We start from the raw sequence: 25,865 nt of genomic DNA, 5'->3' as shown, positions 1-25,865 counted from the left end.
ATGAACAGCCTACTGACCATCCGCAATCTCGCGGTCAACTTCAGCGGCCTGCCCGCGGTCGACCGCATCAATCTCGACGTCGCGCCCGGTGAAGTGGTCGGCGTGGTCGGCGAATCGGGCTCGGGCAAGAGCGTGACGATGATGGCGCTGATGGGCCTGATCGACGCGCCCGGCAAGGTCACCGCCGACGAAATCACGTTCGACGGCAAGAATCTGCTGAAGGCCTCCGCGAAGCAACGCCGCCAGATCATCGGCAAGGACATCGCGATGGTGTTCCAGGACGCGCTGACGAGCCTGAACCCGAGCTACACGGTCGGCTATCAGATCAAGGAAGTGCTGAAGCTGCACGAAGGCCTGCGCGGCGCGGCGCTGGAAAAACGCGCGCTCGAGCTGCTCGATCAGGTCGGCATTCCGGACGCGAAGAACCGCATCGGCTCGTTTCCGCATCAGATGTCGGGCGGCATGAACCAGCGCGTGATGATCGCGATGGCGATCGCCTGCAACCCGAAACTGCTGATCGCCGACGAGCCGACCACCGCGCTCGACGTGACGATCCAGGCGCAGATCATGGAACTGCTGATGCGCCTGCAGAAGGAGCGCGGCATGGCGCTCGTGCTGATTTCGCACGATCTGGCCGTGGTCTCCGAGGTCGCGCAGCGCGTCGCCGTGATGTACGCGGGCGAGGTGATCGAGACCAACAAGGTGCCGGACATCTTCACCGCGCCGCATCATCCATACACGGAAGCGTTGCTGGCCGCGATTCCCGAGCACAACGTGGGCGCGGTGCGGCTCGCGGCGCTGCCGGGCATGGTGCCGGGTCGCGACGACCGGCCCAAGGGGTGTCTGTTCGCGCCGCGCTGCAAGTACGTGGTCGACGACTGCATGAAGGGCCGCCCCGCGCTCGCGCCGCTGCCCGCTCACGCCGATTTCACGCGCGTGCGCTGCATCAAGCCGCTGAACCTCGAGAAGGACGCCGACGTTCACACGCAAGGAGGCGCCCGATGAGCGCAGTACCCGAAACCCGCCGCCAGCCGGATCGTACTGGCGATCACGTGCTCGTCGCCGATCGGCTCGCGCGCTACTACACGGTCAAGCGCGGCATGTTCGCGCATGGCACGGTGAAGGCGCTGAACGGCGTGTCGTTCGCGCTCGAACGCGGCAAGACGCTGGCCGTAGTCGGCGAGTCCGGCTGCGGCAAGTCGACGCTCGCGCGTCAACTGACGATGATCGAAACGCCGAGCGCGGGCCGCCTGCTGATCGACGGCGAGGATGTGGCCGGTGCCAGTCACGAGAAGATCGCGGCGCTCAGGCGGCGCGTGCAGATGGTGTTCCAGAACCCGTTTGCGTCGCTCAATCCACGCAAGACCGTCGAGCAGACGCTCGGCGAGCCGCTTGCGATCAATACGCAGATGAGCGCGACTGAGCGCGCCGAACGCATCGCGCAGATGATGCGCACGGTCGGCCTGCGGCCCGAGCACGCGAAGCGCTATCCGCACATGTTCTCCGGCGGCCAGCGTCAACGCGTCGCGATTGCGCGCGCGATGATCCTCGATCCGCAGATCGTCGTCGCGGACGAACCGGTGTCGGCGCTCGACGTGTCGATCCAGGCGCAGATCCTGAACCTGTTCATGGACCTGCAGGACGAGTTCAAGACGAGCTACGTGTTCATCTCGCACAATCTGTCGGTGGTCGAGCATATCGCCGACGACGTGATGGTCATGTACTTCGGCGGCGTCGCGGAGTTGGGCGACAAGCAGCGCATCTTCTCGAAGCCGCGCCATCCGTACACGCGTGCGCTGATGTCGGCGACCCCGTCGATCTTCGAGGCGGACCGCACCATCAAGATCAAGCTGCAAGGTGAAATGCCGTCGCCGCTGAATCCTCCGTCGGGCTGCACGTTCCATCAGCGCTGCCCGTACGTGATCGACCGCTGCCGCAGCGAGGAGCCGAAGCTGCGTGAAGTGGATGGCCGTCTCGTCTCATGTCACCGCGCCGAAGAGGTGGGGGACGTGGATGCCTGATGCGGTGGCGGCGCGTCGTCTTGCGCGCCGTCTGTGTGAAGGCGGCGCCTTCACGCGGCGCTGCCGGGCGCGTGCGCTGAAAGGCGCCGCGCTCTGCGGCGCGTTTGCTGGAAGCTGCGCCGGCGCGTTGGTTCATGCGTTCGCGCGCGCGGTTTGTCCAGCCTATGTTCGCGCGTCCTTTTCCATTTTTTTTCGTCTCGCCTGCGTGGTGTCGGCCGGCGCGGCCGTCACCGGCATCGCTTACGCGGCCGGCGCGGCGGCCAATGCGCCAGGCCAGCAGGTGCGCCCGACGGTCACGGTGCCCGGCACGCCACCGCGGCCCGCTGCGCCGCCGGTGCCCGGCACCACGGCGAGCGGCCCGGTGCGCCAGCAACCGGCGCGCATGCCTTTCTATGTCGCGACGCGCGGCAATATCACCATCTACGTGCTCGGCACGCTGCACGTCGGCGACCCTGCCGACTATCCGGCGGGACAGCCGTTCCGCGCGCCGATCCTCGCGGCGCTCGCGGCGTCGCCGACGCTCGCGCTCGAACTGTCGCCCGACGAACTGCTGGTGTCGCAGGACGACGTGTCGAAGTACGGCGTGTGCAAAAACGACTGCCTGCCGGGTCTGCTGCCCGAACCGCTGTGGCGCAAGCTCGCGTTGCGGCTGCGCGGCAACCAGGCCGCGCTCGATGCGATCAAGAAGATGCGGCCGTGGCTCGCGTCGCTGGTGGTCGAGACCTACGACTCGCTCTCGGCGGGTCTGCAAACCGAGTACGGCACCGAAGCGCAATTGCAGAACGTTTATCTGAAAACGCGCGGCAAGATCGTCGGACTCGAAACGCTCGCGCAGCAGATGCATGCGTTCACCGGACTATCGGCCGCGCAGCAGCGCGAGATGCTCGCGCAGGATCTGGTGCAGACGCCCGCGCAGAATGTCGAGGACGTGCGTGCGCTGCATCGGCTGTGGCAGGTTGGCGATGCCGATGCGATCGCCGCGTGGCAGGCCGCGAAATCGGAAAAGCTCGCGCGCGACCGGCGCGTTTCCGATTCGATCGATAACCGGATCGTCTATGAGCGTAATCGCCGCTTCGTTGCAAGGATCTTGCAGCTCGCCGCGCCGAACAGGCCGCTGTTCGTCGCGATCGGCGCATTGCACCTCGGTGGACCGAAAGGCGTGCTGCAGCTATTGCGGCAGCACGGCTTCGTGGTTGAGGCGGGGTGAGGGTTAAGCGCTAAAACCGAAACACTACAAAAACATCAGAAAATTCAACAGCAAGATATTGATCGCCAGCAGCGGCAGCGCAGTCGGAATCTGCGCCTTGATCACCGCGTTCTTGTCCGGCAATTCGAGCAGCGCGGCCGGCACCATGTTGAAGTTCGCGGCCATCGGCGTCATCAGCGTGCCGCAGTAGCCGGAGAACATGCCGATCGCCGCCATCACGGCCGGGTTGCCGTGAAACACGCCGACGAGGATCGGCACGCCGACGCCGCCCGTCATCACCGGAAACGCGGCGAAGCCGTTGCCCATCACCATCGTGAACAGCGCCATGCCGATACAGTAGACAGCCACCGCGACGAAACGGTAATCGAGGCTGATATACGACGTGGTCACGTGCGCGACCGCCTTGCCGACGCCCGCGTCCGAGAACACGAGGCCGAGCATGCCGAGCATCTGCGGCAGCACCGCCGCCCACGACAACGCGTCGACGAGGCGGCGCGCCTCTTTCATCGACTGGCCGACCGTATCGCGCGTGATCACGCAGGCGATCACGAGTGCGATCACGCAGCCGAGGCCAAAGCCGATTAGCGTGACGTTGGCCTTCTCGATCAGCGGCACGCCGCCGAACACGAGGTGGCTCGCCGCGAACGTGATGATCACGGTGACGACCGGAATCGTCAGCGCCGGTATAAAGAGCTTGTTGCGCAGACGCGCGGCGCGCGCCTGACGCGCTTCGAGCGACAGCGTCTTCGGCTTGCCCGCGGTGACGCCGCCGAAGCCCGCGATCAGCGCCATCGCGATCACCGCGACACCGACGACGGCCGTCGGCAACCGGTCCCCGATCAGGAAAATCAGCGCATACAGAATCCAGAAGCCTCCCGCGGTGAAGCGGCGCGGGTGCTCGCGGTCCGTGACGATCATGCCGCCGATAACCAGCAGCACGATGCCGAGCAGCCAGAACAGGTAAGTGATCGTGAAGGTCATGCTTCGTCTCCGGTAGCGCGCGTGGCCGAAGCAGGCGTCGATGCGGCCGCGCTCGAACTGCCGCCCGGCGCGGTGCCGCGCAGTTCGCGTTCGAGCCGCCAGTCGAGCAGCCAGAGCCGGAAGCCATGCACGATGAACGCGCTGATCGCGGTCGGAATGCCCCATACCGCCACGTGAATCGGCTCGACGACGATGCCCGCTTCCTTCAGGAAAGTCGTCATCAGCACGATCGCGCCGAACGCGACGAAGATGTCCTCGCCGAAGAAGAGGCCGACGTTGTCGGTCGCGGCGGAAAACGCGCGCAGCCGGAAGCGCACCGCGTCGCTGATCTTGCCGAAGCGGCTCTCGGCCGCGCCCTCGGCCATCGGCGCGATCAATGGACGCACCATCTGCGGATGGCCGCCGAGCCCGGTCAAGCCGACCGCGGCGGTCAGCTCGCGCACGGCCAGATAGACGATCAAGAGTCGCCCGGCGGTCGCCGCCTTGATGCCGCTGATCCACGCCTGTGCGCGCTCGCGCAAGCCGTGTCGTTCGAGCAGGCCGATCACCGCAAGCGGCAGCAGGATGATCAGCGGGATGTTGCGCGTCTTGATGAAGCCGGTGCCGATCAGCGCGAGGATTTTTTCCGGCGGGAAGTGCGCGGCGAAACCGGTGACGATCGCGGCGACGGCCACGATCAGCATCGGATTGAAGCGCAACAGAAAGCCGGCGATGATGACGGCCACACCGATGAGCGGCCATAGACTGACAGTTGTCTGCATCAGGGTCTCCCTAGAGATTGTTCAACTTCGCCGCGGTTGGCGGCTTACCTGAACCGGCGCATGCGGTCTCATGCGCCGGTGTGCTGCCGCGGCTGTGCGGCCGCGTCGAACTCTCTTTACCTGCCCCGCCCGGGAGCGAAGCGCTGGATCGGTCACGCGCGCTGGATCGGGTAAATGCGCGCGGTGCGGAGGGCGCTGATGCGAATGCTCAAACGCGCGCGGCGCCCGCCGCGTGCACTTCGATACCGGCGTCGTCGAGCGCGCCGCGGATGCGTCGCGCGAAGGCGAGCGCGTGCGGGCCGTCGCCGTGCAGGCAGATGGTCTGTGCGTTCAGCGCCACCCATTGACCGTCAACGGCCTGCACGCGTTGCTCGCGGATCATCGTGAGCGTGCGCGCGAGCACTTCGTCCTCGTCGTCGAGCAGCGCGCCCGGCTCCTTGCGCGGCACGAGCGAGCCGTCCGCGCGATAGCCGCGATCGGCGAACACTTCCTCGATCGCGGTCAGACCCGCGTTGCGCGCGGCGCTCACGAGTCCGCTGCCGGCGAGCGCGAACACCGCCACCGAGGGATCGAAGTCGTGCACGGCGGAGACGATCGCGTCGGCGATTTTCGCGTCGCGCGCGGCCTGGTTGTAGAGCGCGCCGTGCGGCTTCACGTGCGCGATGCGCCCGCCCTCGGCCTGCGCGATCGCGGACAACGCACCGAGCTGATACAGCACGCCCGCGTAAATCTCGCCCGCCGGCAGATCCATTTCCTTGCGGCCGAAGTTCTCGGGATCGTTGAAGCTCGGATGCGCGCCGATCGACACGCCTTTGCGCACGGCCCAGCGCACGCAGTCGCGCATCGCGTTGGGGCCGCCCGCATGCCAGCCGCACGCGATGTTGGCGGAGCTCACGAGGTCGAGCAGCGCTTCGTCGGAGCCGCAGCCTTCGCCGAGATCGGCGTTCAGATCGATTTCCATGGCGATTCCTTGACTTGGTGTTACTGCGTCTCGAGCGCCGCCTGGCGCACGCAACGCTCTTCATGCATCGCGATCGCGGCATCGATCTGCCGCAGATACGTGCGTTCTTCCAGCAAAGCCTGGCGCGCTTCGTAAGGCGTCGTCGGGATGAAACGGATCGCCGCGTTCAGGCGCACTTGCGCGAGCTTCCACAAATCGGCCTGAATCACTGCGCCGATCTTCGGATAGCCGCCGGTGGTCTGCGCGTCGCTCATCAGCACGATCGGCTGGCCGTTCGGCGGCACCTGGATCGTGCCCGGCAGCACCGCGTGCGACAGCAGATCGGTCTGGTGCATGCGTTGCAGCTCGGTGCCGGCAAGGCGGTAGCCCATGCGGTTGCTGTTCGGGGTCACGAGCCACTCGTCGGACCAGAACGACTGCTGTGCGTCCGCGGTGAAGCTGTCGTATTCGGGACCGCGCAGCACGCGGATCGGTATGGCCCACGGCACGCCCGACGGATGACGGCCACGCCGCAGCGGCTCGTGGACCTGCACGAACTTGCACCAGGCGGGCGCCTTCACGCCGAACCCTGGCGCCTCTGGCGTGAAGCCGAGACGGCCGCGCTGCAGTGGTGCGCCGACCGGCAGACGGTCGCCGTCATTGAGCGCGCGGCCGCCGAGTCCGCCGAAATGGCCGGCGAGATCGGTACTGCGCGAGCCGAGCATCGGCAGCACGTCGATGCCGCCCGCCACGCAGACGTAGCCGCGCATGCCGCGTTTCGCCGCGTGGAGCACGAGTTCCTGGCCGGCCTGCACGGGCAGGCTCCACCATGAATAGACGGGTTTGCCATCGAGCGTCGCGCCGAACTCCGTGCCGGTGATCGCGACGCGCGTGGCACGCAGAAAGCGCAGCACGGTCGGGCCGAAGGTGATTTCGAGGCCGGCCGCGTCGGGGCGGTTGCCGACCAGCCGGTTGCCGACTTCGAGCGACAGCCGGTCGAGCGCGCCCGCCATCGCGACGCCGAGATGCCGGTAGCCGTGGCGGCCGAGGTCCTGGATGGTGGTCAGGAGACCCGCGCGGATCACGTCGATCATGCGTGGATCTCCGCGATCGTGAAGCGTACGCGGTCGCCGGGCTGCAGCAGCGTGGGCGGGCGGCGCGCCGCATCGAACAGCGGCACCTCGGTGCGGCCGATCAGTTGCCAGCCGCCCGGCGACACGGCCGGATAGATGCCGGTCTGCTCGCCGCCGATGCCGACCGAGCCCGCCGCCACCTCGAGCCGCGGCGACGCGCGGCGCGGCGTGTACAGCGCGGCGTCCAGCCCGCCCATATAGGCGAAGCCCGGCTGGAAGCCGAGAAAAAACACCACATAGGCGCCGCCCGAGTGACGCTCGACGACCTCACGGGCGCTCAACCCGGCATGTTCGGCGACCGTCTGCAGATCGGGGCCGAATTCGCCTCCGTACCGCACGGGGATCTCGACCTCGCGCGCCGGCGCGGCCACTTGGGCGGCCGCGTTCCAGGCGGCGAGCAACTGTTCGCCGAGCGCGTCGGCGTCGGTGGCGAGCGGATCGAACACGAGTGTCAGATTGTTCATGCCGGGCACGACTTCGAGCACATGCGGCCAGTCGCGCGCAGCTTCGGCCGCGGCCCACACGCGCTGCTGACACGCCAGCGTGGCGGGCGGCGGCGCTTCGCAGACGAGCGCGGCATCGCCGAGCGGAAAGATTCGTGGTTGGCTCATGGTGGACGGCCCGGATCGAATCGGAGGATGAAGGAGTCGACGACGTGTGGAGCGTACATTATCAATAAAATATTGACAATTTAACAATAAGCGTTTTTGCCAGGCTCGCCGGCGAGGGGTGTCGTCGTACACTTGCGGCACTTTTCCAGCCCATTTCGTCCCGGGAACCTCGTATGACGCGTCATCCCACCAAGATCGTTTCGTCGGAACACCTCGTCTCCGAGACCAGCGCGGAACTATCCGAACTCGAATACGCGCTGATCATGGCGGGCAATGCATTCAACCGCTGGATGGTGCGCTGCATGTCGGCAGCCGGCGACAAGGACATGACCGCGATCGAGGTGTCGCTGCTGCACCACGTGAGCCATCGCGAACGTCGCAAGAAACTCGCGGACATCTGCTTCGTGCTGAACATCGAGGACACGCACGTCGCGACTTACGCATTGAAGAAGCTCGTAGCTAGAGGGTACGTAAAAAGCGAAAAAACCGGCAAGGAAGTGTTCTTTTCCGCGACCGACGCAGGCCGCGAGCTCTGCCTGAAGTATCGCGAGGTGCGCGAAAACTGCCTGATCTCGACGCTGAAAGAAAGCGGCCTGACCAACGAGCAGATCGGCGAGGCTGCGCAATTGCTGCGCAATGCGTCGGGGCTGTACGACACGGCGGCGCGCGCGGCGGCTTCGCTCTAACCGCGCAATACCGCGCAAGCGCCGCGCATCACATGCCGCGTGGCGCGCGTTCAACCCGGCAGCGCCGGATGAAACCCTGCCTCGGTGACGATCAGGTCGAGCGGAATGTCATGCGCCTCGCGTTCCAGCGTGCCGGTGCGGCACGCTTCGTATGCGATGCCGATCGTGATCGGTTTGCGCGCGGCCGGCCAGCAGGCCAGCGTGCGATCGTAATAGCCGCCGCCGTAGCCGAGGCGATAGCCGTCGGCATCGAAACCCACGCAGGGCACGAACAGCAGCTCGGGGAGCACGACTCGCCCCGAGGTGGGCTCGGCAATCTTGTGATGGCCGATTTTCATCGGTGTCACGGGCGTCCACGCATGGAATTCGAGCGGCGTGCCACGTTCTTTGATGATTGGCAGACTGGCTTCGTGATGAGGGTTCGCGGCGAGCCAGATCGCGATCGCGCCGCGCGCGTCGAATTCGCCGGCGAGCGGCCAGTAGAACCCCACGCTTTGTACTGCGTAGTGCTTTAGCGCATCGAGCACCCGACGCCCGAGCGCGGCATTCGTCGCGGGCTCGGAAGCCGCTTGCAGACGGGTTTCCAGCAAGGTCCGGCGGAGTGCCTTTTTCGCTGGCGGGACAGGGTTGCATGCTATGCTTGGGTCCAATTCGCGCTCCAGAAACAACGATGTCAAAACGCCTTTTTCGAGTATATCGCGCGGCCGGTATCGCGCTGGCCGCAGCGGCGCTCGTCGCGTGCAGCACCGCCTCGGCCGTCAAGCCTCTCCCGATCTCGCAACTCACGAACGACGATCAAATCTTCGTCCAGCTTCGCGAAGCCGCGCGCACTAACGACGCGCCGCGGGCAGCTCAACTCGCGAGCATGATCCCCAATTATCCGGCGCCGTCGTATCTGGAATATTTTCAGATCAAGCCGCAACTGTTCGATTCGAGCGGCCATGCGCTCATCGACGCGCCGGATACCCCCGTTCTCGCGTTCCTGCAGAAGTACGACGGCCAGGCGATCGCCGATCGCATGCGCAACGACTACCTGACGGTGCTCGGCATGCGCCACGACTGGCGCAACTTCGACCAGCAATATGCGAAGTTCGTGCTCGACGACGACACCCAGGTGAAGTGCTATGCGCTCGAATCGCGCGCGTCGCGCGGCGAGAACGTCGCGGACGCAGCGCGCGCGCTGCTCGTCGAGCCGAAATGGTACGGCGACGGCTGCGTCGATCTGATCACGGTGCTGGGCGCGAACCGCCAGTTCAGCCCCGACGACATCTGGCAGCAGATCCGTCTCGCGTACGAGCAGAACTACACGAGCACCGGAGCCAAGCTCGTCGACGCGCTCGGCGACCAGCCACCCGACCCGGTGCTGTTCAGCCAGGCGACCAGTACGCCGCCGCTGCTGCTCGCGCGCGGCGTCGGGCCCGACGCGCAGTCGCATCAGTTGGCGCTGCTCGCCATCACGCGCATGGCGCGCAACGATCCGGCTATGGCCGCGGCCACGTTCGCGTCGGTCGCGCCGTCGCTGAATGCGCCCGAGCGCGCGATCGGCTGGGGCACGATCGGCTACCAGGCCGCGCTCAAGCAGATACCTGGCGCGGTCGACTGGTTCCGGCTGTCGGCGAACGCGCCGCTGTCGAATCCCGCCTATGAATGGCGCACGCGCAGCGCGTTGCTCGCCGGCGACTGGAACATGGTGCGCTGGTCGATCGAACAGATGCCCGAATCGCTGCGCAAACAGCCGTCATGGGTGTACTGGCACGCGCGCGCGCTGAAGCAGGCCGGCGACACGGCAACGGCCAATCAGGAATTCGAATCGATCGCGTCGAACTTCAACTTCTACGGTCAGCTTGCGCTCGAAGAGCTCGGCCAGAAGATCACCGTGCCGTCGAAAACCGCCGTGACCGACGCTGAAGTGCAGCAAGCGGGCACCACGCCGGGCTTCGACCTCGCGCGGCGTTTCTATATGCTGAATCTGCGGCTCGAAGGCAATCGCGAGTGGAACTGGCCGTTGCGCAACATGACCGACCGGCAACTGCTCGCTGCCGCGGAATACGCGCGCCGCATCGAGCTGTACGACCGCACCGTCAACACCGCGGACCGCACGAAGAGCGAGCACGACTTCACGCTGCGTTACCTTTCGCCGTTCCGCAACATCGTCGAGCAGGACGCGCAGTCGAGCGGGCTCGACGTCGAGTGGGCGTACGGGCTGATCCGCCAGGAGTCGCGCTTCATCATCAACGCGCGCTCGGACGTCGGCGCGGGCGGCCTGATGCAGTTGATGCCGGCCACCGCGCAACTGGTCGCGAAGAAGATCGGTCTCGGCCCGGTGTCGCGCGAGCAGATGAACGACATCAACACCAACATCCTGCTCGGCACGAACTACCTGGCGATGATCTACAATCAGTTCGACGGGTCCGCCGTGCTGGCCACCGCTGGCTACAACGCAGGTCCGGGCCGTCCGCGCAACTGGCGGCAGTCGCTGCAGCGCCCGGTCGAAGGCGCGATCTTCGCCGAGGCGATTCCGTTCCAGGAGACTCGCGACTACGTGAAGAATGTGCTGTCCAACACGGTCTACTACGCGGCATTGTTCGAAGGCCGTCCGCAATCGCTGAAGGCGCGCCTGGGTTACATCGCACCGTAAGCGCCTTGCCGCCGCAATTTCGCTTCGAAGTTGCGGCGCGCTTCGCCAGCCGTTGCCGCGGCTTCCAACAGGGAGTCGAAAATGCGACATCAAGCCATCGCAGTCATCGGCGGCTCCGGGTTCATCGGCAGCTACCTCGTCAATGCGCTCGTCGAGATGGGCAAGGACGTGCGTCTCGCCACGCGGCGACGCTACAACGCTCGCCATCTGACCATGCTGCCGATCGACGTGCTCGAAACCGACGTATTCGATCCGGTCCAGCTCGCGCGCTTCGTCGAAGGCGCCGATTGCGTGATCAACCTCGTCGGTATCCTCAACGGTAGACGCGGCAAGCCCTATGGGCAGGAGTTCGCGCATGCGCACGTCGAGCTGCCGACGCGCATCGTCGCCGCCTGTGAAGGCAAGGGCGTGCATCGGTTGATTCACCTGAGTGCGCTTGGCGCCAATCCGAACGGCCCGAGCATGTACTCGCGCTCGAAGGGCGACGGAGAAAAAGCCGTGCATGCGGCGAGCGTCGCGTGGACGATCTTCCGGCCGTCCGTCGTGTTCGGCCCGGAGGACGCGTTTCTGAACAAGTTCGCGTTCCTGCAGCGCGTGTTTCCGGTCATTCCGCTCGCGATGCCCGACGCGCAATTCCAACCGGTGTATGTCGGCGACGTCGCGAAGGCGATCGTCAACGTGCTCGATCTCGATGGCGCGAACGGCCGCACCTACGAGCTCGGCGGCCCGACCATCTATACGCTCGAAGAGCTGGTCTCGTATTGCGGCGACGTGATCGGCAAGCACGCGCGCATCATCCGTCTACCCGAACCGCTCGCGCGCCTGCAGGCGCTGAGCTTCGAAATGGCGCCGGGCGAACCGGTGATTTCGCGCGACAATCTCGATTCGATGAAGGTCGCCAATATTCTGAGCGCACCGCTCGCGCCCGAACTCGGACTCGAGCCGGTCAGCATCGAAGCAATCGTGCCGGCGTATCTGACCGGCGCGGCCAAAGGTTCACGACTCGACACGTTCCGCGCCACCGCGGGACGCTGAAACTCATTCCTCGCTCCCTGATGACAGGCATGAAACTACTGATTGGTGACAAGAACTATTCATCGTGGTCGATGCGCCCGTGGCTGCTCCTCACGCACTTCGGCATTCCGTTCGACGAGGAGCTGATCTTCCTGAACGAGCCGGACACGAACGCGAAGGTCTGCGCCCAGGCGCCGCGCGCACCGGGCAAGGTGCCGTGTCTGATCGACGACGCGGGGCAAGCCGTATGGGATTCGCTTGCGATCGCCGAAACGCTGGCCGAGCGCTATCCGCAGCACGCGCTATGGCCGCGCGACGCAGCGGCGCGCGCCCACGCACGCAGCGTCAGCGCCGAAATGCATTCGGGCTTCGGCGAATTGCGCTCGAACATGTGGATGAACATTCGCGCGTCGTTCCCGGGCAAGAACGCCACGGCCGGCGCGCTCGCCGATATCGCGCGAATCACGACGATCTGGCGTGACTGCCTCGATACCTACGGCGGCCCGTTCCTGTTCGGCGAATTCGGCATTGCCGACGCGATGTACGCGCCGGTCGCGATGCGCTTCAACACATGGAAGCCGCCGCTGTCGGCGAGCGCGGCCGGCTATGTCGAGCGGCTGACCGCGTTGCCCGCGGTCAATGCATGGATCGACGCCGCGCGCCGCGAAACGCACGCCATTGCCTATCAAGACGAATGCCCATGAACATTTACGCAGTAGGCGGCGCGGTCCGCGACGAATTGCTCGGCGTACCGGTGAAGGACCGCGACTATGTGGTGGTGGGAGCGACGCCCGAGCAGATGGTCGCGCAGGGCTACCGCCCGGTGGGCAAGGATTTTCCAGTGTTCCTGCATCCGCAGACGCATGAGGAGTACGCGCTCGCGCGCACCGAGCGCAAGACGGCCGCGGGCTATCACGGCTTCCAGTTTTTCTACGCGCCCGACGTGACGCTCGAAGAGGACCTCGCGCGCCGTGATCTGACGATCAACGCGATGGCGCGCGAGGTGCGCCCGGACGGCGAGCCGACCGGCCCGGTCATCGATCCGTTCAACGGTCAGGCCGATCTGCAGGCGCGGCTCTTTCGCCATGTCAGCGCTGCGTTCCTCGAAGACCCGGTGCGGATTCTGCGCATCGCGCGGTTCGCGGCGCGTTTCGTCGATTTCACGGTCGCGCCGGAAACGATGGCGCTGATGCGCGAGATGGTCGCCGATGGCGAAGCCGATGCGCTGGTCGCCGAGCGCGTGTGGCAGGAGGTCTCGCGCGGACTGATGGAGAAGAAGCCGTCGCGGATGTTCGACGTGCTGCGCCAATGCGGCGCGCTCGCGCGGATTCTGCCGGAGATCGACGCGCTGTTCGGCGTGCCGCAGCGCGCCGACTATCACCCCGAGGTCGACACCGGCATCCATGTGATGATGGTGCTCGACCATGCCGCGCAGCAGGGCTACACGCTGCCGGTGCGCTTCGCGGCGCTGACGCACGACCTCGGCAAGGCGACCACGCCGGAGGACGTGCTGCCGAGGCATATCGGCCACGAAGGGCGCAGTGTCGATCTGCTCAAGCCGCTGTGCGAGCGGCTGCGCGTGCCGAACGAGTGCCGCGATCTCGCCGTGCTGGTCGCGCGCGAGCACGGCACGATTCATCGCGTGATGGAGATGGGGGCGGCGGCGCTGGTGCGCCTGCTCGAGCGCAGCGACGCGATCCGCAAACCGGCGCGCTTTGCCGAGGCGTTGCAGGCGTGCGAGTCCGATGCGCGCGGCCGGCTCGGTTTCGAAATGAGCGACTACCCGCAGGCGGAGCGGCTGAGGGTTGCGCTGGTCGCCGCGCGAGGCGTGGATGCGGGAGCGGTCGCGAAGCGGCTCGCCGATGCGCCGGCCGGCATCAGGGACGCCGTGCATGAGGAGCGCGTGCGCGCGGTGGACGCGGCGCTCGCCTGAAATGTCGCTGGCGTAAAGCGGTGCGCGGCGCCTACAACGCCCGCGCCAGCAGCGACAGCAACATGGACAGCACCAGCGTCGACATGAACGGAAACGGATACTCGCGGCCGAACAGCCGCAAGGTCACATCGCCGGGCATCCGGCCGATGCCGAGCTTCTTCAGCCACGGCCAGCACGACGACAGCACCGCGACGGCAACGAAGGTAGTCAGCAGCCAGCGGATCATCGCGAGTCCTTAAGCCAAGGCGGATTCACAATCACAGCGTATGCGAGCGGTCGCCGCTCGAAAAGGCGCGTAGCGTGTCGTCGAGTCCGCGCGAAAACGCGATCACCTTGAACAGCTCGCCCATCTCCGCCTCGGACAGCAGCTTCTGCACCGCATTGGCCGCGGGCAGAAAACGAGCGGTGTCAGCGGGATCGATTTCGCCGAGCGCCTCCGTGACGCCCGCATTGAGCAGGAAGCGCGCTTGCGACGTGAAGCCGAGCAGGTCCGCGCCGGTCTCGACGCCCGCTTCGGCAATGCCGGTGAATTCGACGTGCGCGGTGATGTCCTGCAGGCCGGGGTACAGGAACGGGTCGCCGTGCGCGCGGTGCCGGTAGTGGCACATCAGCGTGCCCTGCGTGCGCTGGTCGTGGTAGTACTCGTGGCGCGGAAAGCCGTAGTCGATCAGGAAAATCGCACCGCGCGCGAGCATCGTGCAGATGGTGCGCGTGAAGGCGCGCGCGGCTTCGTGCGTTTCGGTCACGTAGTCGTCGCCGGCGGGGTCGCGGGTCGCGTCGATTTCGGCGAGCAGCGCGAGGTCCGCGGCAGCCGCGACCGGTCGGTCGTCGAATCCGAATGCGGCCTCTCGCCACACCACGCCGCGCTCGTGCCAGACGCCGCCGCGATGGGCGAAGAGCCGTACCGGCATCGCGTCGAGTACCTCGTTGCCGATCACGACGCCCTCGAAGCGCTCCGGCAATGCGTCGAGCCAGCGCACTTTCGCGAGCAGCGCGGGCGTGGCCGCCGCGATCGTCTCGCGCTGCCGCTCGCGCAGCTCACCCGACAGATCGACGATCGAGTAGCTGTCGAACTCCGCGCCGAGCGTGTCGAGCGCATTGAGCAACCCCGCGGCGAGCTTTCCGGTGCCGGCGCCGAACTCGATCACGTCGCGCGTGCCGCTCGCCTCCAGCGCTTCGGCGACCGGGCGCGCGAGCGTCGCGGCGAACAGGGGCGATAGTTCCGGCGCGGTGACGAAGTCGCTGCCGTCCTCGGCGCGCAGGCCGAATTTGCGCGCACCGCCGCTGTAGTAGCCGAGCCCCGGCGCGTACAGCGCGCGCTCCATGTAGCGGTCGAACGGCAGCCAGCCGCCGGCCGCGTCGAGCTGCGCGCGGATCGCAGCGACGAGTGCGTCGGACTGCGCGAGCGCGCTCGGGCCGGGAGCAGGTAAACTATCGGGTTCGTGAGCTTTCGGATTCATCCCCGCATTGTAAATGACCGTCTCTCCGGACCTCGCCGCCCACGCGGCCGAAACGCCCCGCGTCGTGCTAATTACCGGCGCCGCGCGCCGCATCGGGCGGGCGCTCGCGCTCGGCTTCGCCGCGCGCGGCTGGGATGTGGCCGTGCACTTCGGCGCCTCGCGCGAGCAAGCCGACGAAGTGGTCGCGCAAATCATCGCGATGGGCCGCCGCGCGGTCGCGCTGCACGCCGATCTCGGCGACGAAGCGCAGGTCGTGCGGCTGCTGCCGGACTGTACCGCGGCGCTGGGCCGGCCGTCGTGCATCGTCAACAACGCGTCGCGCTTCGAGGAAGACACGGCGCGCGACGTCGGCTACGAGCTGCTGCTGAAGCTGACCGCGATGAACGTCGGCGCGCCGCTCGTGCTCGCGCGTATGCTGTACGACGCGACGCCGGATGCCGCCTTGCGCGACGAAAGCCAGCGCGGTGTCGTCATCAATGTGCTGGACCAGAAGCTGTACAACATGAACCCGGACTATCTGTCGTACACGCTGTCGAAGGCGGCGCTGCAGACCGCGACGGTCGCGCTCGCCCAGGCGCTCGCGCCGAAGGTCCGGGTGGTCGGGCTTGCTCCCGGCCTGACCATGCAATCGGCCGATCAGACCCATGAAGGGTTTGAAGCCGCTCACCGTATGACGCCTCTTGGCCGTGCGTCGCGGCCCGAGGATATCGTCGCCGCCGCGCTGTATCTCGCGGATGCAGCCGGCGTCACCGGAACGACGCTGGTGGTCGACGGCGGGCAGCATCTCGTGCCGCTGCCGCGCGACGTGATGTTTTTGACGGGCGCCTGACACGCGCGCGGCCCGCCTCGCCGAGGCAGCCGTCGCGCGTGGTGAAGTGCCCCTTTGCGTGCAAACGCACGCCTTTTTGACTGGAACGAACATGTTTGCCGCTCTTTCGCACCCCCGGCTCGCCGATTGCCGCCGGCTCTTTCTGCGCAATTACGAAGTGCACATCAATATCGGCGTGCACGACTTCGAAAAGCGTGGCGAACAGCGCGTCGTGATCAACGTCGAACTGTTCGTGCCGCTCGCGCTGTCCACGCCGGTGCACGACAAGCTCAACGAAGTCGTCGACTACGACTTCATGCGCTCGACGATCGCCAAGCGGGTCTCGCAAGGCCATATCCATCTGCAGGAAACGCTGTGCGACGACCTCGTGCGCGTCATGCTCGAACATCCGCAGGTGCGCGGCGCGCGCGTGTCGACCGAGAAGCCGGACGTCTATCCGGACTGCGATGCGGTCGGTGTCGAAGTCTTCCGCATCAAGGAGGATTGAGCGATGCATGCACCGGAAATGCTGAACCAGGGCACCGAAGCCGCCGAGGCCACGCACACCGCCCGCGCTCCGAAATCGCCGCTCACGCGCCGCGAGCAGAAGGAAGCGTACGAGAACAACAAGCTGTTCAAGCGCCTCGCGCGCCAGGTCGGACAGGCGATCGGCGACTACAACATGATCGAGGACGGCGACAAGGTGATGGTGTGCCTGTCGGGCGGCAAAGACAGTTACGCGATGCTCGACATCCTGATGCGGCTGCGCGAGCGCGCGCCGATCAATTTCGACATCGTCGCGGTGAACCTCGACCAGAAGCAGCCGGGCTTCCCGGAGCACGTGCTGCCCGAATACCTGACGCAGCTCGACATCCCGTTTCACATCGAGAACCAGGACACCTATAGCATCGTCAAGCGGCTCGTGCCGGAGGGCAAGACCACCTGCTCGCTGTGCTCGCGGCTGCGGCGCGGCATCCTGTACCGCGTCGCGGGCGAGCTTGGTGCGACCAAGATCGCGCTCGGCCATCATCGCGACGACATTCTGCAGACGCTGCTGTTGAACCTGTTCTATGGCGGCAAGCTGAAGGGCATGCCGCCGAAGCTGCAATCGGACGACGGCAAGAACATCGTGATCCGGCCGCTCGCCTACGTGAAGGAAACCGATCTGGAGAAGTACGCGGAGCTGCGCGAATTTCCGATCATTCCGTGCAATCTGTGCGGTAGCCAGCCGAACTTGAAGCGCGCGGAAATGAAGGCGCTGATCCGCGACTGGGAGAAGCGTTTCCCGGGCCGCATCGAGAACATGTTCAACGCGCTGTCGAACGTGGTGCCGTCGCATCTGATGGATCATCAGCTGTTTCCGTTCGCGGGGCTGCGCGCGACGGGCGAGGCCGATCCGCAAGGCGATATCGCGTTCGACGAAGAACCCTGCTCAACGGGCGAGGAAGGCGCACCGCTCAACGGCGCGAAGACCATCTCGCTGGTCCAGTTCGACGATCTCTGAGCGCGTCTGCCGAAAAGTGCCTGGTCTGCAGGCGTTCCGGCGGTTTTCCGCCGGTTTGCCACCCCTGCCGAGGCCGCGTCAGCGGCCTTTTTTGCAGGTGCAGCATGATAGAATCCTCGGCTCCAAACTCGTCTATTTGCCGACGCCATGAACATCGTGATTTTGGCGGCAGGTACCGGCAAGCGCATGCGGTCCGCGCTCCCCAAGGTGCTCCATCCTCTGGCCGGCCGGCCGCTCCTCGCTCATGTCATCGACACCGCTCGCACGCTCAGGCCTGCGCGTCTGATCGTCGTGATCGGCCACGGCGCCGAAGCCGTACGTGAAGCCGTCGCGGCGCCCGATCTTCAATTCGCGGTGCAGGAGCAGCAGCTCGGCACCGGCCATGCGGTACAGCAGGCGCTGCCGCTGCTCGACCCCTCACTGCCCACGCTGGTGCTTTATGGCGACGTGCCGCTCACGCGCGCCGAGACGCTGCGTGCACTGACCGGGCGCGCCGGTCAGGACGGCTACGGCGTGCTCACCGTCACGCTCGACGACCCGACCGGCTACGGCCGCATCGTGCGCGATCAGCATGGCAAGGTGCAGCGCATCGTCGAACAGAAGGACGCCAGCCCCGAGCAACTGGAGATCGCCGAAATCAACACCGGCATCATGGTCGCACCGACCGCGCGCCTCGCCGGCTGGCTCGCGGCGCTGAAAAACGACAACGCGCAAGGCGAGTTCTATCTGACCGACGCGGTCGAGATGGCGATCGAGGCCGGTCTCGAAGTCGTCACCACGCAGCCCGACGACGAATGGGAAACGCTCGGCGTGAACAGCAAGCAGCAGCTCGCCGAGCTCGAGCGGATTCACCAGCGCAATGTCGCCGACGCGCTGCTCGTCGCGGGCGTGACGCTCGCCGATCCTGCGCGAGTCGACGTGCGCGGCACGCTCGAATGCGGGCGCGACGTGTCGATCGACGTGAACTGCGTGTTCGAAGGCCGGGTGACGCTGGCCGACAACGTCAGCATCGGGCCGAATTGCGTGATCCGCAACGCGAGCATCGGCGCGGGCACGCGCGTCGACGCGTTCACCCACATCGAAGGTGCGGAAGTCGGCGCGAAGGTCGTTCTCGGTCCGTACGCGCGCTTGCGTCCTGGCGCGGCGCTGCAGGACGAGTCACATGTCGGGAACTTCGTCGAGGTCAAGAACGCGGTGCTCGGTCATGGCTCGAAAGCCAACCACCTCACCTATATCGGCGATGCGGATATCGGCGCGCGCGTGAATATCGGCGCGGGCACGATCACCTGCAACTACGACGGCGCCAACAAATTCCGCACCGTGATCGAGGACGACGTGTTCGTCGGCTCCGACACGCAACTGGTCGCGCCGGTGCGCGTGCAGCGCGGCGCGACCATCGCGGCCGGCACCACGGTCTGGAAGGACGTCGCCGCCGACGCGCTGGTGTTGAACGACAAGACCCAAACGAGCAGGATCGGTTACGTGCGCCCGGTCAAAAAGAAAAGCTGATCGATCTGGCGCGCCCGCGAGGCGCGCTCACTGAATCCGGCACTGAAAAGGAATACACATGTGCGGCATTGTCGGCGCGGTTGCGCAACGTAATATCGTTTCCGTCCTGATCGAAGGACTGCGACGCCTCGAATATCGCGGCTACGACTCGTGCGGCGTCGCCGTGCTCGACGCTCGCGGCCCGACCCGCGCGCGCAGCGTTGAGCGCGTCGCCGACCTCGAAGGCCAGGTGCGCGACGGAAACCTCGAAGGCGTGACAGGGATCGCGCATACGCGCTGGGCCACACACGGTGCGCCAGTTACCGACAACGCGCATCCGATCTTCTCGCGAGATGCGCTCGCGTTGGTACACAACGGCATCATCGAGAACTACGAAGGGCTGCGCGAAATGCTGCGGGGCAAGGGTTACGAGTTCATCTCGCAGACCGACACCGAGGTTATCGCGCACCTGATCCACAGCTTGTATCGCGGCGATCTGTTCGCGGCGGTGCGCGCCGCAGTCGCGCAACTGCACGGAGCGTACGCGATCGCGGTGTTGCACAAGGACCAGCCGCACACGGTGGTCGGCGCGCGCCAGGGCTCGCCGCTCGTGGTCGGCCTCGGCGAGGGCGAAAACTTCCTCGCGTCCGACGCGCTCGCGCTCGCGGGCAGCACGGAGCGCTTCATCTTCCTCGAGGAAGGCGACGTCTGCGAACTGTCGCTCGATGGCGTGCGCATCGCCGATCGCCAGGGCGAGGCCGCGCAACGCGAGGTGCGGCAGGTCGCGGCGTATGGGGGCGCGGTCGAACTCGGCCCGTATCGCCATTTCATGCAGAAGGAAATTTTTGAGCAGCCGCGCGCGATCACCGACACGATCGCCCAGACCGATGCGTTCGATGCGTCGATCTTCGGAGAAGGCGCGGGCCAGGTGTTCGCGGACATCGACAGCCTGCTGATTCTCGCGTGCGGCACGAGCTACTACTCGGGGCTCACCGCCAAGTACTGGCTCGAATCGCTCGCGAGGATTCCGACTCAGGTCGAAATCGCTAGCGAGTATCGCTATCGCGAGTCGGTGCCGAATCCGAAGTCGCTGGTGGTGGTGATTTCGCAGTCAGGCGAAACCGCGGACACGCTCGCGGCGCTCAAGCACGCGCAGGGACTCGGCCACAAGCATACGCTCGCCATCTGCAACGTCGGCACGAGCGCGATGGTTCGGCAGACGGAGCTGTCATTCCTCACGCATGCGGGCCGCGAGATTGGCGTCGCGTCGACCAAAGCGTTCACGACGCAGCTGGTCGCGCTGTTCACGCTGGCGGCGACGCTCGCGAAGCTGCGCGGACGCCTGAACGACGAGCAGGAAGCGGATTATCTGAAGCAGTTGCGCCACCTGCCGGCTGCGCTCAACAGCGTGCTCGCGCTGGAGCCGCAGATCATCGCGTGGTCAGAGGAGTTCTCGCGCAAGGAGCACGCGTTGTTCCTCGGACGCGGCATGCACTATCCGATCGCGCTGGAAGGCGCGTTGAAGCTCAAGGAGATTTCGTATATCCACGCCGAGGCGTATCCGGCAGGCGAACTCAAGCACGGACCGCTGGCGCTCGTAACCGAAGCGATGCCGGTGGTGACGGTCGCGCCGAACGACGCGCTGCTTGAAAAACTGAAGTCGAACATCCAGGAAGTGCGTGCGCGCGGCGGCCAGCTTTATGTGTTCGCCGACGCGGATACGAAGATCGTCAACGGCGAGGGGCTGCATGTGATCCGGATGCCGGAGCACTACGGCTTGCTGTCGCCGATTCTGCACGTCGTGCCGCTTCAGTTGCTCGCGTATCACACCGCCTGTGCGCGTGGCACGGATGTGGATAAGCCGCGCAACCTGGCGAAGTCGGTGACGGTGGAGTGATGCAGAAGGCATCACGGCAAACTATTGTCGGTCGCAACGTCAGACAGCAGAAGTTCAAGCAGCGCGCGCGAAGCTAGGTGACGTTTCATCCTTGACGTGGCTTGTCCCTGCGAAATGTTGGCGGATTTCTAATGGAATTCGAAGGCATCGTGTAGTGCAATCGAAACTATGCTTACAACAATTTCCGTCGTGTCTGTCGCTGCCGCGTACATCAATACCGTGTCGGCTCTGGCACGGCGAGCGCGTTCCACGGTTTGGCTTGGGCAGACTCGAGTGACTACTCTTCTTCGCGGAAATCGTGGCCGTTATTCGATATTTGCGTAACGCCTAATCCGGTGTTGACTGGTTGCCAGGTACACAATAACTAGCGGTAGAAAATCCTTCCTGCTTTACCAGTTCCCATTTCCCGGCCGGTGTTTCAATGCGTCCGTCTTGTTGCACGGAGAGCCCTGCATTGGCCGTGATGATCGAGGAATCTGCCATGACCACGCCTGGATGGTGCAGCAACCCCTGGTTTCGGCGAGGCCTTCTCGTTCTTTGCATGCTGGCCTCAGCACTGTATGCAGACGCAGAAGCGCAGGTCGCCAGGATGGAAGTCATCCCGTTTGAATCATTGACGCTGACGGACCAGGAGTTCCTCACCGGACGCGAGGACGGCAAGCCGGTGACTATCGCCGGTGAATTGCGCCTGCCGCGCGGGGGCAACGAGCGATTCCCGCTCGTCATTTTGCTTCACGGGTCGTGCGGCCCTTGTGGCCTTGTCCTCGATTGGGAGCAGGAATTTCTCTCGATGGGCGTTGCCACGTTCGTCGTTGACAGCTTCACGAGTCGCGACATCGTCAACACGAATAACGACCAGTCCCAGCTTGGACGACTCGCGCAGACGGAGGATGCCTACCGCGCCCTCGCGCTGCTGGCGAAGCATCCGCGTATCGACTCCAGCCGTGTGATGCTGATGGGGTTCTCGAGAGGCGGTCAAAGCGCTCTCAACGCCAGCATGATGCGGTTTCAGAAGGCGCACCTTTTGTCGTCAGAAGCCCGGTTTGCTGCGTACGTCGCTTTTTATCCATCCTGTAACTATTCGTACAGCGACGACGATGACATATCAGCGCAACCGGTCCGGGTGTTTCAGGGAACCGCGGATGACTACGTTCCAATCGAAGCGTGCCGCGCATATGTGCAGAGATTGAAGGCCAAAGGAAAGGACGTTCAGCTGATTGAATATCAAGGGGCGGGCCACGCTTTTGATGGGCGGGCATATAAGACCCCTCTGGCGCTTCCCCAAGCGCAGGCGACGCTGAAGTGCCAGTGGCAGGAAGGGGAAAACGGTCAGCTTTACAACGCCGCCACCAGACAGCCGTTCTCGTACAACGACCCTTGCGTCCAACGCGGTGCCACCCTCGCATACAACGAGAAGGCAGCGGCCGACGCGAGGAAGGCTGTTGCCGAGTTCGTTGCAGCGACGCTCAAGCCTGTTCGTTCGCCGTGACCTCAGCGTTGGGTGCCCATGATGCGATTGGTGCTTTTCGTGCTGGGTAGCGCGTCAAGCCGGGACGAGTTGAAAAATGAATGGAAGGCAAAAAACATAAAGAATTTTTTGCGTTCGCAAGCTAGAGATATTTTCTTCCGTGCCGTACATTGCTGGACACAACAAGAATATGAGCGATTGTTGTGCGGCAACTCATCCATATCTGGCGTCGTACATTTACTGTCAATCTGAGAGAATCCGGTTCGCAGCTCCCGCATGCGCCGGTCCACCGTTTGGCTTGCGATTGGCGCTTGCCACTGGTCGCGATGCTGCTCGCGGGCAGCCTTTCATTCCTGATTTGCCTTGGAAGCGGCACGTTGAAAGCCATGTGGGGCGAAATCGCGCCGATATGGCTCGCGAACGGCGTGTTGCTCGCCCAGGCCATGGTATCGAAGGGCTCGCATCGTTATTGCATTTTATTGGGGGGAGCCCTTGGCTTTTTCGGCGCAAATCTCTACGTAGGCGAAAGTCTTTACGTATCCACCTCCTTTACCGGTTCCGACATGGTGGAGGTATGCGTGGCGCTTCTATTCGTTCCCAACGTCGCCACAGCGGCGGAACTGATTCAGCCGCGACCGTGTATCCGGTTCGTTGCCGCGGCCGTGCTGCTTGCGCCGCTCGTATCCGGCGTTACCGCCATGTCATTGTTGGACGGTTGGGCAAGTAATCATCCGTTTTCGTCAATTGCAAACTGGATCGTGTCTGACGCGCTTGGCATGGCGATCTTTGCGCCGGCAGCGTTGGTGTTTTTCTCGGGTGAAATTCTTCACTTGTGGCGGTCTCCCAAGCGCAAAAGGACGGCTGCGCTGCTCTCCTTACTGGCAGTCGTAACGGCTGTGGTGTTCGGTCAGTCCCGGTATCCACTGATGTACTGGATTTTGCCGCCCATCGCACTACTTGCCTTCGAGGCAGAACTCGCGGCAGTCTTGCTCGGTGTTCTTCTCACCAGTGTTATTGCAATAGCGTTCACGCTGAATCAAACCGGCCCGTTCTGGTTGTTTCCCTACGCAACCACGCACGACCGGATACTTGCGTTGCAGTTTCTGGTGCTCGCGGCGCTTGCCATTGCTTTTCCAGTCAGCGTGTTGCAGTCACAACGCAGCCGGCTCATGAATTTGCTGCGAGAGCGCGAGTACCGGTATCGTGCATTAGCCGAGAGCTCGGGTGAAATCGTCATGCAGCTTTCGCTAGAGAGAAAGATCATGTATGTCTCGTCTCGCGTGGAAATCGTGCTCGGTTATGGGGTACGAGACCTGCTCGACCGGTCTTTCAGCGAGCTCGTCCATCCGGACGACCGGGCCAAAGTCGAAGCTGCCGCTAGTGGCGCCATACTTGAGAAAACCGAGGCCGCGGCAAATTTTCGCATTAGCCGACTCGACGGTGAGTATCTTTGGGTTCAAGGTCACGTGTCCGCGCTTCCCGACATCTCCGGAAATGCCTTTTCCTCGCTCGCATTCGCAATACGCGACGTGCACGCGAAGACCCTTGAGGACGAACGACGAAACGCCGAGCAATTCGAGCTGGAACGTCTCGCGTATAGGGATGTCCTTTCGGGTTTGTACAATCGCCGGCACTTCGACATCGAGTTGGACCGGCGAATTTCCTCTTCGGGTTCGAAAACGGTTAGCCTGCTTCTCATCGATATCGACAATTTCAAAACCTACAACGACCACTACGGTCACCCCGCAGGCGATGCCTGTTTGCAAAGGGTGGCGAAGACTTTGGGGGCGGCAGCACGAAGCGGTGATGTCGCGGCCCGCTATGGGGGCGAAGAGTTCGCCGTGATTCTCGCGGACTGCACCGAAGGCGAAGCATTAGAAGTGGCGGAGCGCATTCGTGCCAACGTGGAGGCAGCGGTTATCCCACACGCTTCGAGCAGTTTCGGCGTCGTCACGGTCAGCGTCGGACTGGCGGTCGCTGATGTTGGCCGTGGCGTGGCGGCCCGCGAGTTGGTGGGCCAGGCCGACGCCATGCTGTATCGAGCCAAGCGAATGGGCAGGAACCGTGTGGCCGACCGCCGCGGCGTCTCCTTTGAGCAATTGCCCATGCTGTAAAGGCAGGCGTCGCGTGCGCGACGTTAGGGACGTTCGGTGGCCGGCCGGTGTTTGTGATATCAAGTCCGTCTGGACAGCGTGAGCTGGGGTCAGTCTGGAATGGTATGCATTGCTGGGAGAGGTGAAGCCATGGAACGAATCGGAAACATCGGGATCGTGTTCATCGCGGGCTTTGGTCCAATCGTCCGTGACGCGGAGGCGAGCCGCAAGCTCTACTGCGATAGCCTCGGCATCCCTTTCAAGGAGGAGAGTGGCGGTTACCTCCATACGGAGGCTCTCGCTGGCGCCAATTCTTTTGCCCTGTGGCCACTCAGCCACGCGGCCCAGTCGTGCTTCGGCAGGCAGTCCTGGCCGGACGACATTCCTGTTCCACAAGCCTGGCTCGAGTTTGATGTCGACGATGTCGAACAGGCGACCGCGGAGCTTGAAGCGCGAGGATATCGGATGCTCGTCAAGAGCAGGTTGGAGCCTTGGGGTCAGACGGTCAGCCGTTTTCTCTCACCGGAAGGATTGCTGGTCGGTATCACGTTCACTCCCGGCATGCGAGAGAAAAAATAGCGGCCTCGTCGCCATGAAAACCTCGTCCCGCAACACGCTAACCGCCAGGCTCAAGTCGCGAATCGTCCTGATCGCGCTGTTCGTCGGTTCGATGTGGGCTGTATTCTTTTTGTCGGTCGCGTTGCCGTTCCTGCATCTGAACGAGCACGGCGTCGTGCCGCGTTCGATCGCCGGCCTGCAAGGCATTCTGTTCGCGCCGTGGCTGCATGCGAGCCTTGGGCACATAGCCGCCAACACGAGCGGGATCATCGTACTCGGCTGGCTGTGTACGTGGCCCGAGATCGCCGGCTTCTTTCGTGCGACCCTCGGCGCGATGCTCGGCGCGGGCCTGTGCGCGTGGCTATTCGGAGCGCCTTACACGGTGCATATCGGCGCCAGTGGGCTCGTGTTCGGCTATGCGGGCTACCTGGTCGCACGCGGCTACTACACGCGCAACCTCGTCTCGATCCTCGTGGCTCTGGCCGTCGTCAGCACCTACGGTCTGAGCCTGCTGTTCGGCGTGCTGCCTATTTATCCGGATGTGTCGTGGCAGAGCCATATCGGCGGTGTGCTCGGTGGCGTGCTCGCAGCGCGTGCGGGGGCTGGCTCGGCAAGCCGGGTACGCGTGCGCTGAGCGCCCCGCGTGCGTTCGCGCATCGGCGTA

General features: G+C 64.7%; 25 protein-coding genes. 17 read left to right on the top strand and 8 right to left on the bottom strand.

Annotated features, from left to right (window positions below):
* Genes LJ655_RS27555 through LJ655_RS27545 form a run of 3 tightly spaced genes read left to right on the top strand, consistent with a single transcriptional unit; the run spans nucleotide 1 to nucleotide 3,228 of the window.
* Nucleotides 1-1,005, top strand: coding sequence for an ABC transporter ATP-binding protein (locus LJ655_RS27555; RefSeq protein ID WP_230564329.1), 1,005 nt, complete (start codon nucleotides 1-3; stop codon nucleotides 1,003-1,005).
* Nucleotides 1,002-2,021, top strand: coding sequence for a peptide ABC transporter ATP-binding protein (locus LJ655_RS27550; RefSeq protein WP_230564328.1), 1,020 nt, complete (start codon nucleotides 1,002-1,004; stop codon nucleotides 2,019-2,021). Before LJ655_RS27555 ends, LJ655_RS27550 begins: the two co-directional genes overlap by 4 nt.
* Entirely contained in the window at nucleotides 2,014-3,228 is a 1,215-nt protein-coding gene (locus LJ655_RS27545; RefSeq protein ID WP_230564327.1) for a TraB/GumN family protein, read from the top strand. The genes LJ655_RS27550 and LJ655_RS27545 overlap by 8 nt, the downstream gene beginning before the upstream one ends.
* Before the next feature lie 24 nt (nucleotides 3,229-3,252).
* On the opposite strand, the gene LJ655_RS27540 is transcribed toward LJ655_RS27545, so the two are convergent.
* The 5 genes from LJ655_RS27540 to pxpB all read right to left on the bottom strand — a co-directional run bounded on the left by LJ655_RS27540 (nucleotide 3,253) and on the right by pxpB (nucleotide 7,654).
* Nucleotides 3,253-4,209: a DUF979 domain-containing protein gene (locus tag LJ655_RS27540; protein WP_230564326.1), complete on the bottom strand. Its 957-nt coding sequence runs from the start codon at nucleotides 4,207-4,209 to the stop codon at nucleotides 3,253-3,255.
* Nucleotides 4,206-4,970, bottom strand: coding sequence for a DUF969 domain-containing protein (locus tag LJ655_RS27535; protein ID WP_230564325.1), 765 nt, complete (start codon nucleotides 4,968-4,970; stop codon nucleotides 4,206-4,208). Before LJ655_RS27535 ends, LJ655_RS27540 begins: the two co-directional genes overlap by 4 nt.
* 208 nt (nucleotides 4,971-5,178) lie before the next feature.
* Complete coding sequence (gene pxpA / locus LJ655_RS27530; protein ID WP_230564324.1) at nucleotides 5,179-5,931, bottom strand: 5-oxoprolinase subunit PxpA; 753 nt, start codon at nucleotides 5,929-5,931, stop codon at nucleotides 5,179-5,181.
* Nucleotides 5,932-5,951: 20 nt separating this feature from the next.
* On the bottom strand, nucleotides 5,952-7,004 hold the full coding sequence (locus LJ655_RS27525; RefSeq protein WP_230564323.1) for a 5-oxoprolinase subunit C family protein: 1,053 nt from the start codon (nucleotides 7,002-7,004) through the stop codon (nucleotides 5,952-5,954).
* Nucleotides 7,001-7,654, bottom strand: coding sequence for a 5-oxoprolinase subunit PxpB (gene pxpB, locus LJ655_RS27520; protein WP_230564322.1), 654 nt, complete (start codon nucleotides 7,652-7,654; stop codon nucleotides 7,001-7,003). The genes LJ655_RS27525 and pxpB overlap by 4 nt, the downstream gene beginning before the upstream one ends.
* Before the next feature lie 173 nt (nucleotides 7,655-7,827).
* On the opposite strand from pxpB, the gene LJ655_RS27515 reads away from it, so the two are divergent.
* Nucleotides 7,828-8,340 (top strand): winged helix DNA-binding protein, encoded by a 513-nt coding sequence (locus LJ655_RS27515; protein WP_230564321.1) that lies wholly within the window; start codon nucleotides 7,828-7,830, stop codon nucleotides 8,338-8,340.
* A gap of 50 nt (nucleotides 8,341-8,390) precedes the next feature.
* Here the strand turns inward: LJ655_RS27515 and LJ655_RS27510 are convergent, their stop codons facing one another.
* Nucleotides 8,391-8,990, bottom strand: coding sequence for a 5-formyltetrahydrofolate cyclo-ligase (locus tag LJ655_RS27510; RefSeq protein ID WP_230564320.1), 600 nt, complete (start codon nucleotides 8,988-8,990; stop codon nucleotides 8,391-8,393).
* 20 nt (nucleotides 8,991-9,010) lie between these two features.
* Between LJ655_RS27510 and LJ655_RS27505 the strand changes: the two genes are divergently transcribed.
* The 4 genes from LJ655_RS27505 to LJ655_RS27490 all read left to right on the top strand — a co-directional run bounded on the left by LJ655_RS27505 (nucleotide 9,011) and on the right by LJ655_RS27490 (nucleotide 13,925).
* Complete coding sequence (locus tag LJ655_RS27505) at nucleotides 9,011-10,978, top strand: lytic transglycosylase domain-containing protein (protein WP_230564319.1); 1,968 nt, start codon at nucleotides 9,011-9,013, stop codon at nucleotides 10,976-10,978.
* Nucleotides 10,979-11,059: 81 nt separating this feature from the next.
* A complete protein-coding gene (locus tag LJ655_RS27500) occupies nucleotides 11,060-12,013 on the top strand; it encodes a complex I NDUFA9 subunit family protein (protein ID WP_230564318.1) in 954 nt (317 codons plus the stop codon).
* Between the two features lie 29 nt (nucleotides 12,014-12,042).
* The gene (locus LJ655_RS27495; protein WP_230564317.1) at nucleotides 12,043-12,696 is read left to right on the top strand and encodes a glutathione S-transferase family protein; all 654 of its coding nucleotides are present in this window, start codon (nucleotides 12,043-12,045) and stop codon (nucleotides 12,694-12,696) included.
* A complete protein-coding gene (locus LJ655_RS27490) occupies nucleotides 12,693-13,925 on the top strand; it encodes a multifunctional CCA addition/repair protein (RefSeq protein WP_230564316.1) in 1,233 nt (410 codons plus the stop codon). Before LJ655_RS27495 ends, LJ655_RS27490 begins: the two co-directional genes overlap by 4 nt.
* Nucleotides 13,926-13,956: 31 nt before the next feature.
* Here LJ655_RS27490 and LJ655_RS27485 read toward each other — a convergent pair whose 3' ends face one another.
* Both LJ655_RS27485 and LJ655_RS27480 read right to left on the bottom strand, forming a co-directional pair.
* The gene (locus LJ655_RS27485) at nucleotides 13,957-14,151 is read right to left on the bottom strand and encodes a DUF2905 domain-containing protein (protein ID WP_230564315.1); all 195 of its coding nucleotides are present in this window, start codon (nucleotides 14,149-14,151) and stop codon (nucleotides 13,957-13,959) included.
* 31 nt (nucleotides 14,152-14,182) lie between these two features.
* A complete protein-coding gene (locus tag LJ655_RS27480; protein WP_230564314.1) occupies nucleotides 14,183-15,385 on the bottom strand; it encodes a class I SAM-dependent methyltransferase in 1,203 nt (400 codons plus the stop codon).
* A gap of 13 nt (nucleotides 15,386-15,398) precedes the next feature.
* Here LJ655_RS27480 and LJ655_RS27475 point away from each other — a divergent pair, with 13 nt between their 5' ends.
* The 9 genes from LJ655_RS27475 (at nucleotide 15,399) to LJ655_RS27435 (ending at nucleotide 25,835) form a co-directional block, all read left to right on the top strand.
* Nucleotides 15,399-16,214 (top strand): SDR family oxidoreductase, encoded by an 816-nt coding sequence (locus tag LJ655_RS27475; RefSeq protein WP_230564313.1) that lies wholly within the window; start codon nucleotides 15,399-15,401, stop codon nucleotides 16,212-16,214.
* Between the two features lie 91 nt (nucleotides 16,215-16,305).
* Entirely contained in the window at nucleotides 16,306-16,701 is a 396-nt protein-coding gene (locus tag LJ655_RS27470; RefSeq protein ID WP_230564312.1) for a dihydroneopterin aldolase, read from the top strand.
* A gap of 18 nt (nucleotides 16,702-16,719) precedes the next feature.
* Nucleotides 16,720-17,697: a tRNA 2-thiocytidine(32) synthetase TtcA gene (gene ttcA, locus LJ655_RS27465; protein ID WP_425605843.1), complete on the top strand. Its 978-nt coding sequence runs from the start codon at nucleotides 16,720-16,722 to the stop codon at nucleotides 17,695-17,697.
* A 147-nt stretch (nucleotides 17,698-17,844) separates the two neighbouring features.
* Nucleotides 17,845-19,206 (top strand): bifunctional UDP-N-acetylglucosamine diphosphorylase/glucosamine-1-phosphate N-acetyltransferase GlmU, encoded by a 1,362-nt coding sequence (glmU, locus tag LJ655_RS27460; protein WP_230564310.1) that lies wholly within the window; start codon nucleotides 17,845-17,847, stop codon nucleotides 19,204-19,206.
* Between the two features lie 58 nt (nucleotides 19,207-19,264).
* Entirely contained in the window at nucleotides 19,265-21,082 is a 1,818-nt protein-coding gene (glmS, locus tag LJ655_RS27455; protein WP_230564309.1) for a glutamine--fructose-6-phosphate transaminase (isomerizing), read from the top strand.
* Nucleotides 21,083-21,545: 463 nt separating this feature from the next.
* Nucleotides 21,546-22,571, top strand: coding sequence for a dienelactone hydrolase family protein (locus LJ655_RS27450; protein WP_230564345.1), 1,026 nt, complete (start codon nucleotides 21,546-21,548; stop codon nucleotides 22,569-22,571).
* 182 nt (nucleotides 22,572-22,753) lie between these two features.
* Complete coding sequence (locus LJ655_RS27445) at nucleotides 22,754-24,664, top strand: sensor domain-containing diguanylate cyclase (RefSeq protein WP_230564308.1); 1,911 nt, start codon at nucleotides 22,754-22,756, stop codon at nucleotides 24,662-24,664.
* Nucleotides 24,665-24,793: 129 nt separating this feature from the next.
* Complete coding sequence (locus LJ655_RS27440; protein ID WP_230564307.1) at nucleotides 24,794-25,222, top strand: VOC family protein; 429 nt, start codon at nucleotides 24,794-24,796, stop codon at nucleotides 25,220-25,222.
* A gap of 13 nt (nucleotides 25,223-25,235) precedes the next feature.
* Complete coding sequence (locus LJ655_RS27435) at nucleotides 25,236-25,835, top strand: rhomboid family intramembrane serine protease (RefSeq protein ID WP_230564306.1); 600 nt, start codon at nucleotides 25,236-25,238, stop codon at nucleotides 25,833-25,835.
* Nucleotides 25,836-25,865: the final 30 nt, after the last annotated feature.

The sequence above is a fragment of the Paraburkholderia translucens genome, assembly GCF_020881035.1.
Lineage (GTDB): Bacteria > Pseudomonadota > Gammaproteobacteria > Burkholderiales > Burkholderiaceae > Paraburkholderia > Paraburkholderia translucens.
The sequence above is the reverse complement of the archived record's forward strand: the minus strand, read 5'-3'. Positions and strand labels throughout refer to the sequence as shown.

Coding starts and splice junctions, on each gene's coding strand:
- LJ655_RS27500 (WP_230564318.1), top strand. CDS start 11,060: ATGCGACATCAAGCCATCGCAGTCATCGGCGGCTCCGGGTTCATCGGC.
- LJ655_RS27540 (WP_230564326.1), bottom strand. CDS start 4,209: ATGACCTTCACGATCACTTACCTGTTCTGGCTGCTCGGCATCGTGCTG.
- LJ655_RS27450 (WP_230564345.1), top strand. CDS start 21,546: ATGATCGAGGAATCTGCCATGACCACGCCTGGATGGTGCAGCAACCCC.
- LJ655_RS27515 (WP_230564321.1), top strand. CDS start 7,828: ATGACGCGTCATCCCACCAAGATCGTTTCGTCGGAACACCTCGTCTCC.
- glmU (WP_230564310.1), top strand. CDS start 17,845: ATGAACATCGTGATTTTGGCGGCAGGTACCGGCAAGCGCATGCGGTCC.
- LJ655_RS27555 (WP_230564329.1), top strand. CDS start 1: ATGAACAGCCTACTGACCATCCGCAATCTCGCGGTCAACTTCAGCGGC.
- pxpB (WP_230564322.1), bottom strand. CDS start 7,654: ATGAGCCAACCACGAATCTTTCCGCTCGGCGATGCCGCGCTCGTCTGC.
- LJ655_RS27470 (WP_230564312.1), top strand. CDS start 16,306: ATGTTTGCCGCTCTTTCGCACCCCCGGCTCGCCGATTGCCGCCGGCTC.
- LJ655_RS27475 (WP_230564313.1), top strand. CDS start 15,399: ATGACCGTCTCTCCGGACCTCGCCGCCCACGCGGCCGAAACGCCCCGC.
- LJ655_RS27435 (WP_230564306.1), top strand. CDS start 25,236: ATGAAAACCTCGTCCCGCAACACGCTAACCGCCAGGCTCAAGTCGCGA.
- glmS (WP_230564309.1), top strand. CDS start 19,265: ATGTGCGGCATTGTCGGCGCGGTTGCGCAACGTAATATCGTTTCCGTC.
- LJ655_RS27535 (WP_230564325.1), bottom strand. CDS start 4,970: ATGCAGACAACTGTCAGTCTATGGCCGCTCATCGGTGTGGCCGTCATC.
- ttcA (WP_425605843.1), top strand. CDS start 16,720: ATGCTGAACCAGGGCACCGAAGCCGCCGAGGCCACGCACACCGCCCGC.
- LJ655_RS27440 (WP_230564307.1), top strand. CDS start 24,794: ATGGAACGAATCGGAAACATCGGGATCGTGTTCATCGCGGGCTTTGGT.
- LJ655_RS27485 (WP_230564315.1), bottom strand. CDS start 14,151: ATGATCCGCTGGCTGCTGACTACCTTCGTTGCCGTCGCGGTGCTGTCG.
- LJ655_RS27505 (WP_230564319.1), top strand. CDS start 9,011: ATGTCAAAACGCCTTTTTCGAGTATATCGCGCGGCCGGTATCGCGCTG.
- LJ655_RS27550 (WP_230564328.1), top strand. CDS start 1,002: ATGAGCGCAGTACCCGAAACCCGCCGCCAGCCGGATCGTACTGGCGAT.
- LJ655_RS27480 (WP_230564314.1), bottom strand. CDS start 15,385: ATGAATCCGAAAGCTCACGAACCCGATAGTTTACCTGCTCCCGGCCCG.
- LJ655_RS27525 (WP_230564323.1), bottom strand. CDS start 7,004: ATGATCGACGTGATCCGCGCGGGTCTCCTGACCACCATCCAGGACCTC.
- LJ655_RS27490 (WP_230564316.1), top strand. CDS start 12,693: ATGAACATTTACGCAGTAGGCGGCGCGGTCCGCGACGAATTGCTCGGC.
- pxpA (WP_230564324.1), bottom strand. CDS start 5,931: ATGGAAATCGATCTGAACGCCGATCTCGGCGAAGGCTGCGGCTCCGAC.
- LJ655_RS27545 (WP_230564327.1), top strand. CDS start 2,014: ATGCCTGATGCGGTGGCGGCGCGTCGTCTTGCGCGCCGTCTGTGTGAA.
- LJ655_RS27495 (WP_230564317.1), top strand. CDS start 12,043: ATGAAACTACTGATTGGTGACAAGAACTATTCATCGTGGTCGATGCGC.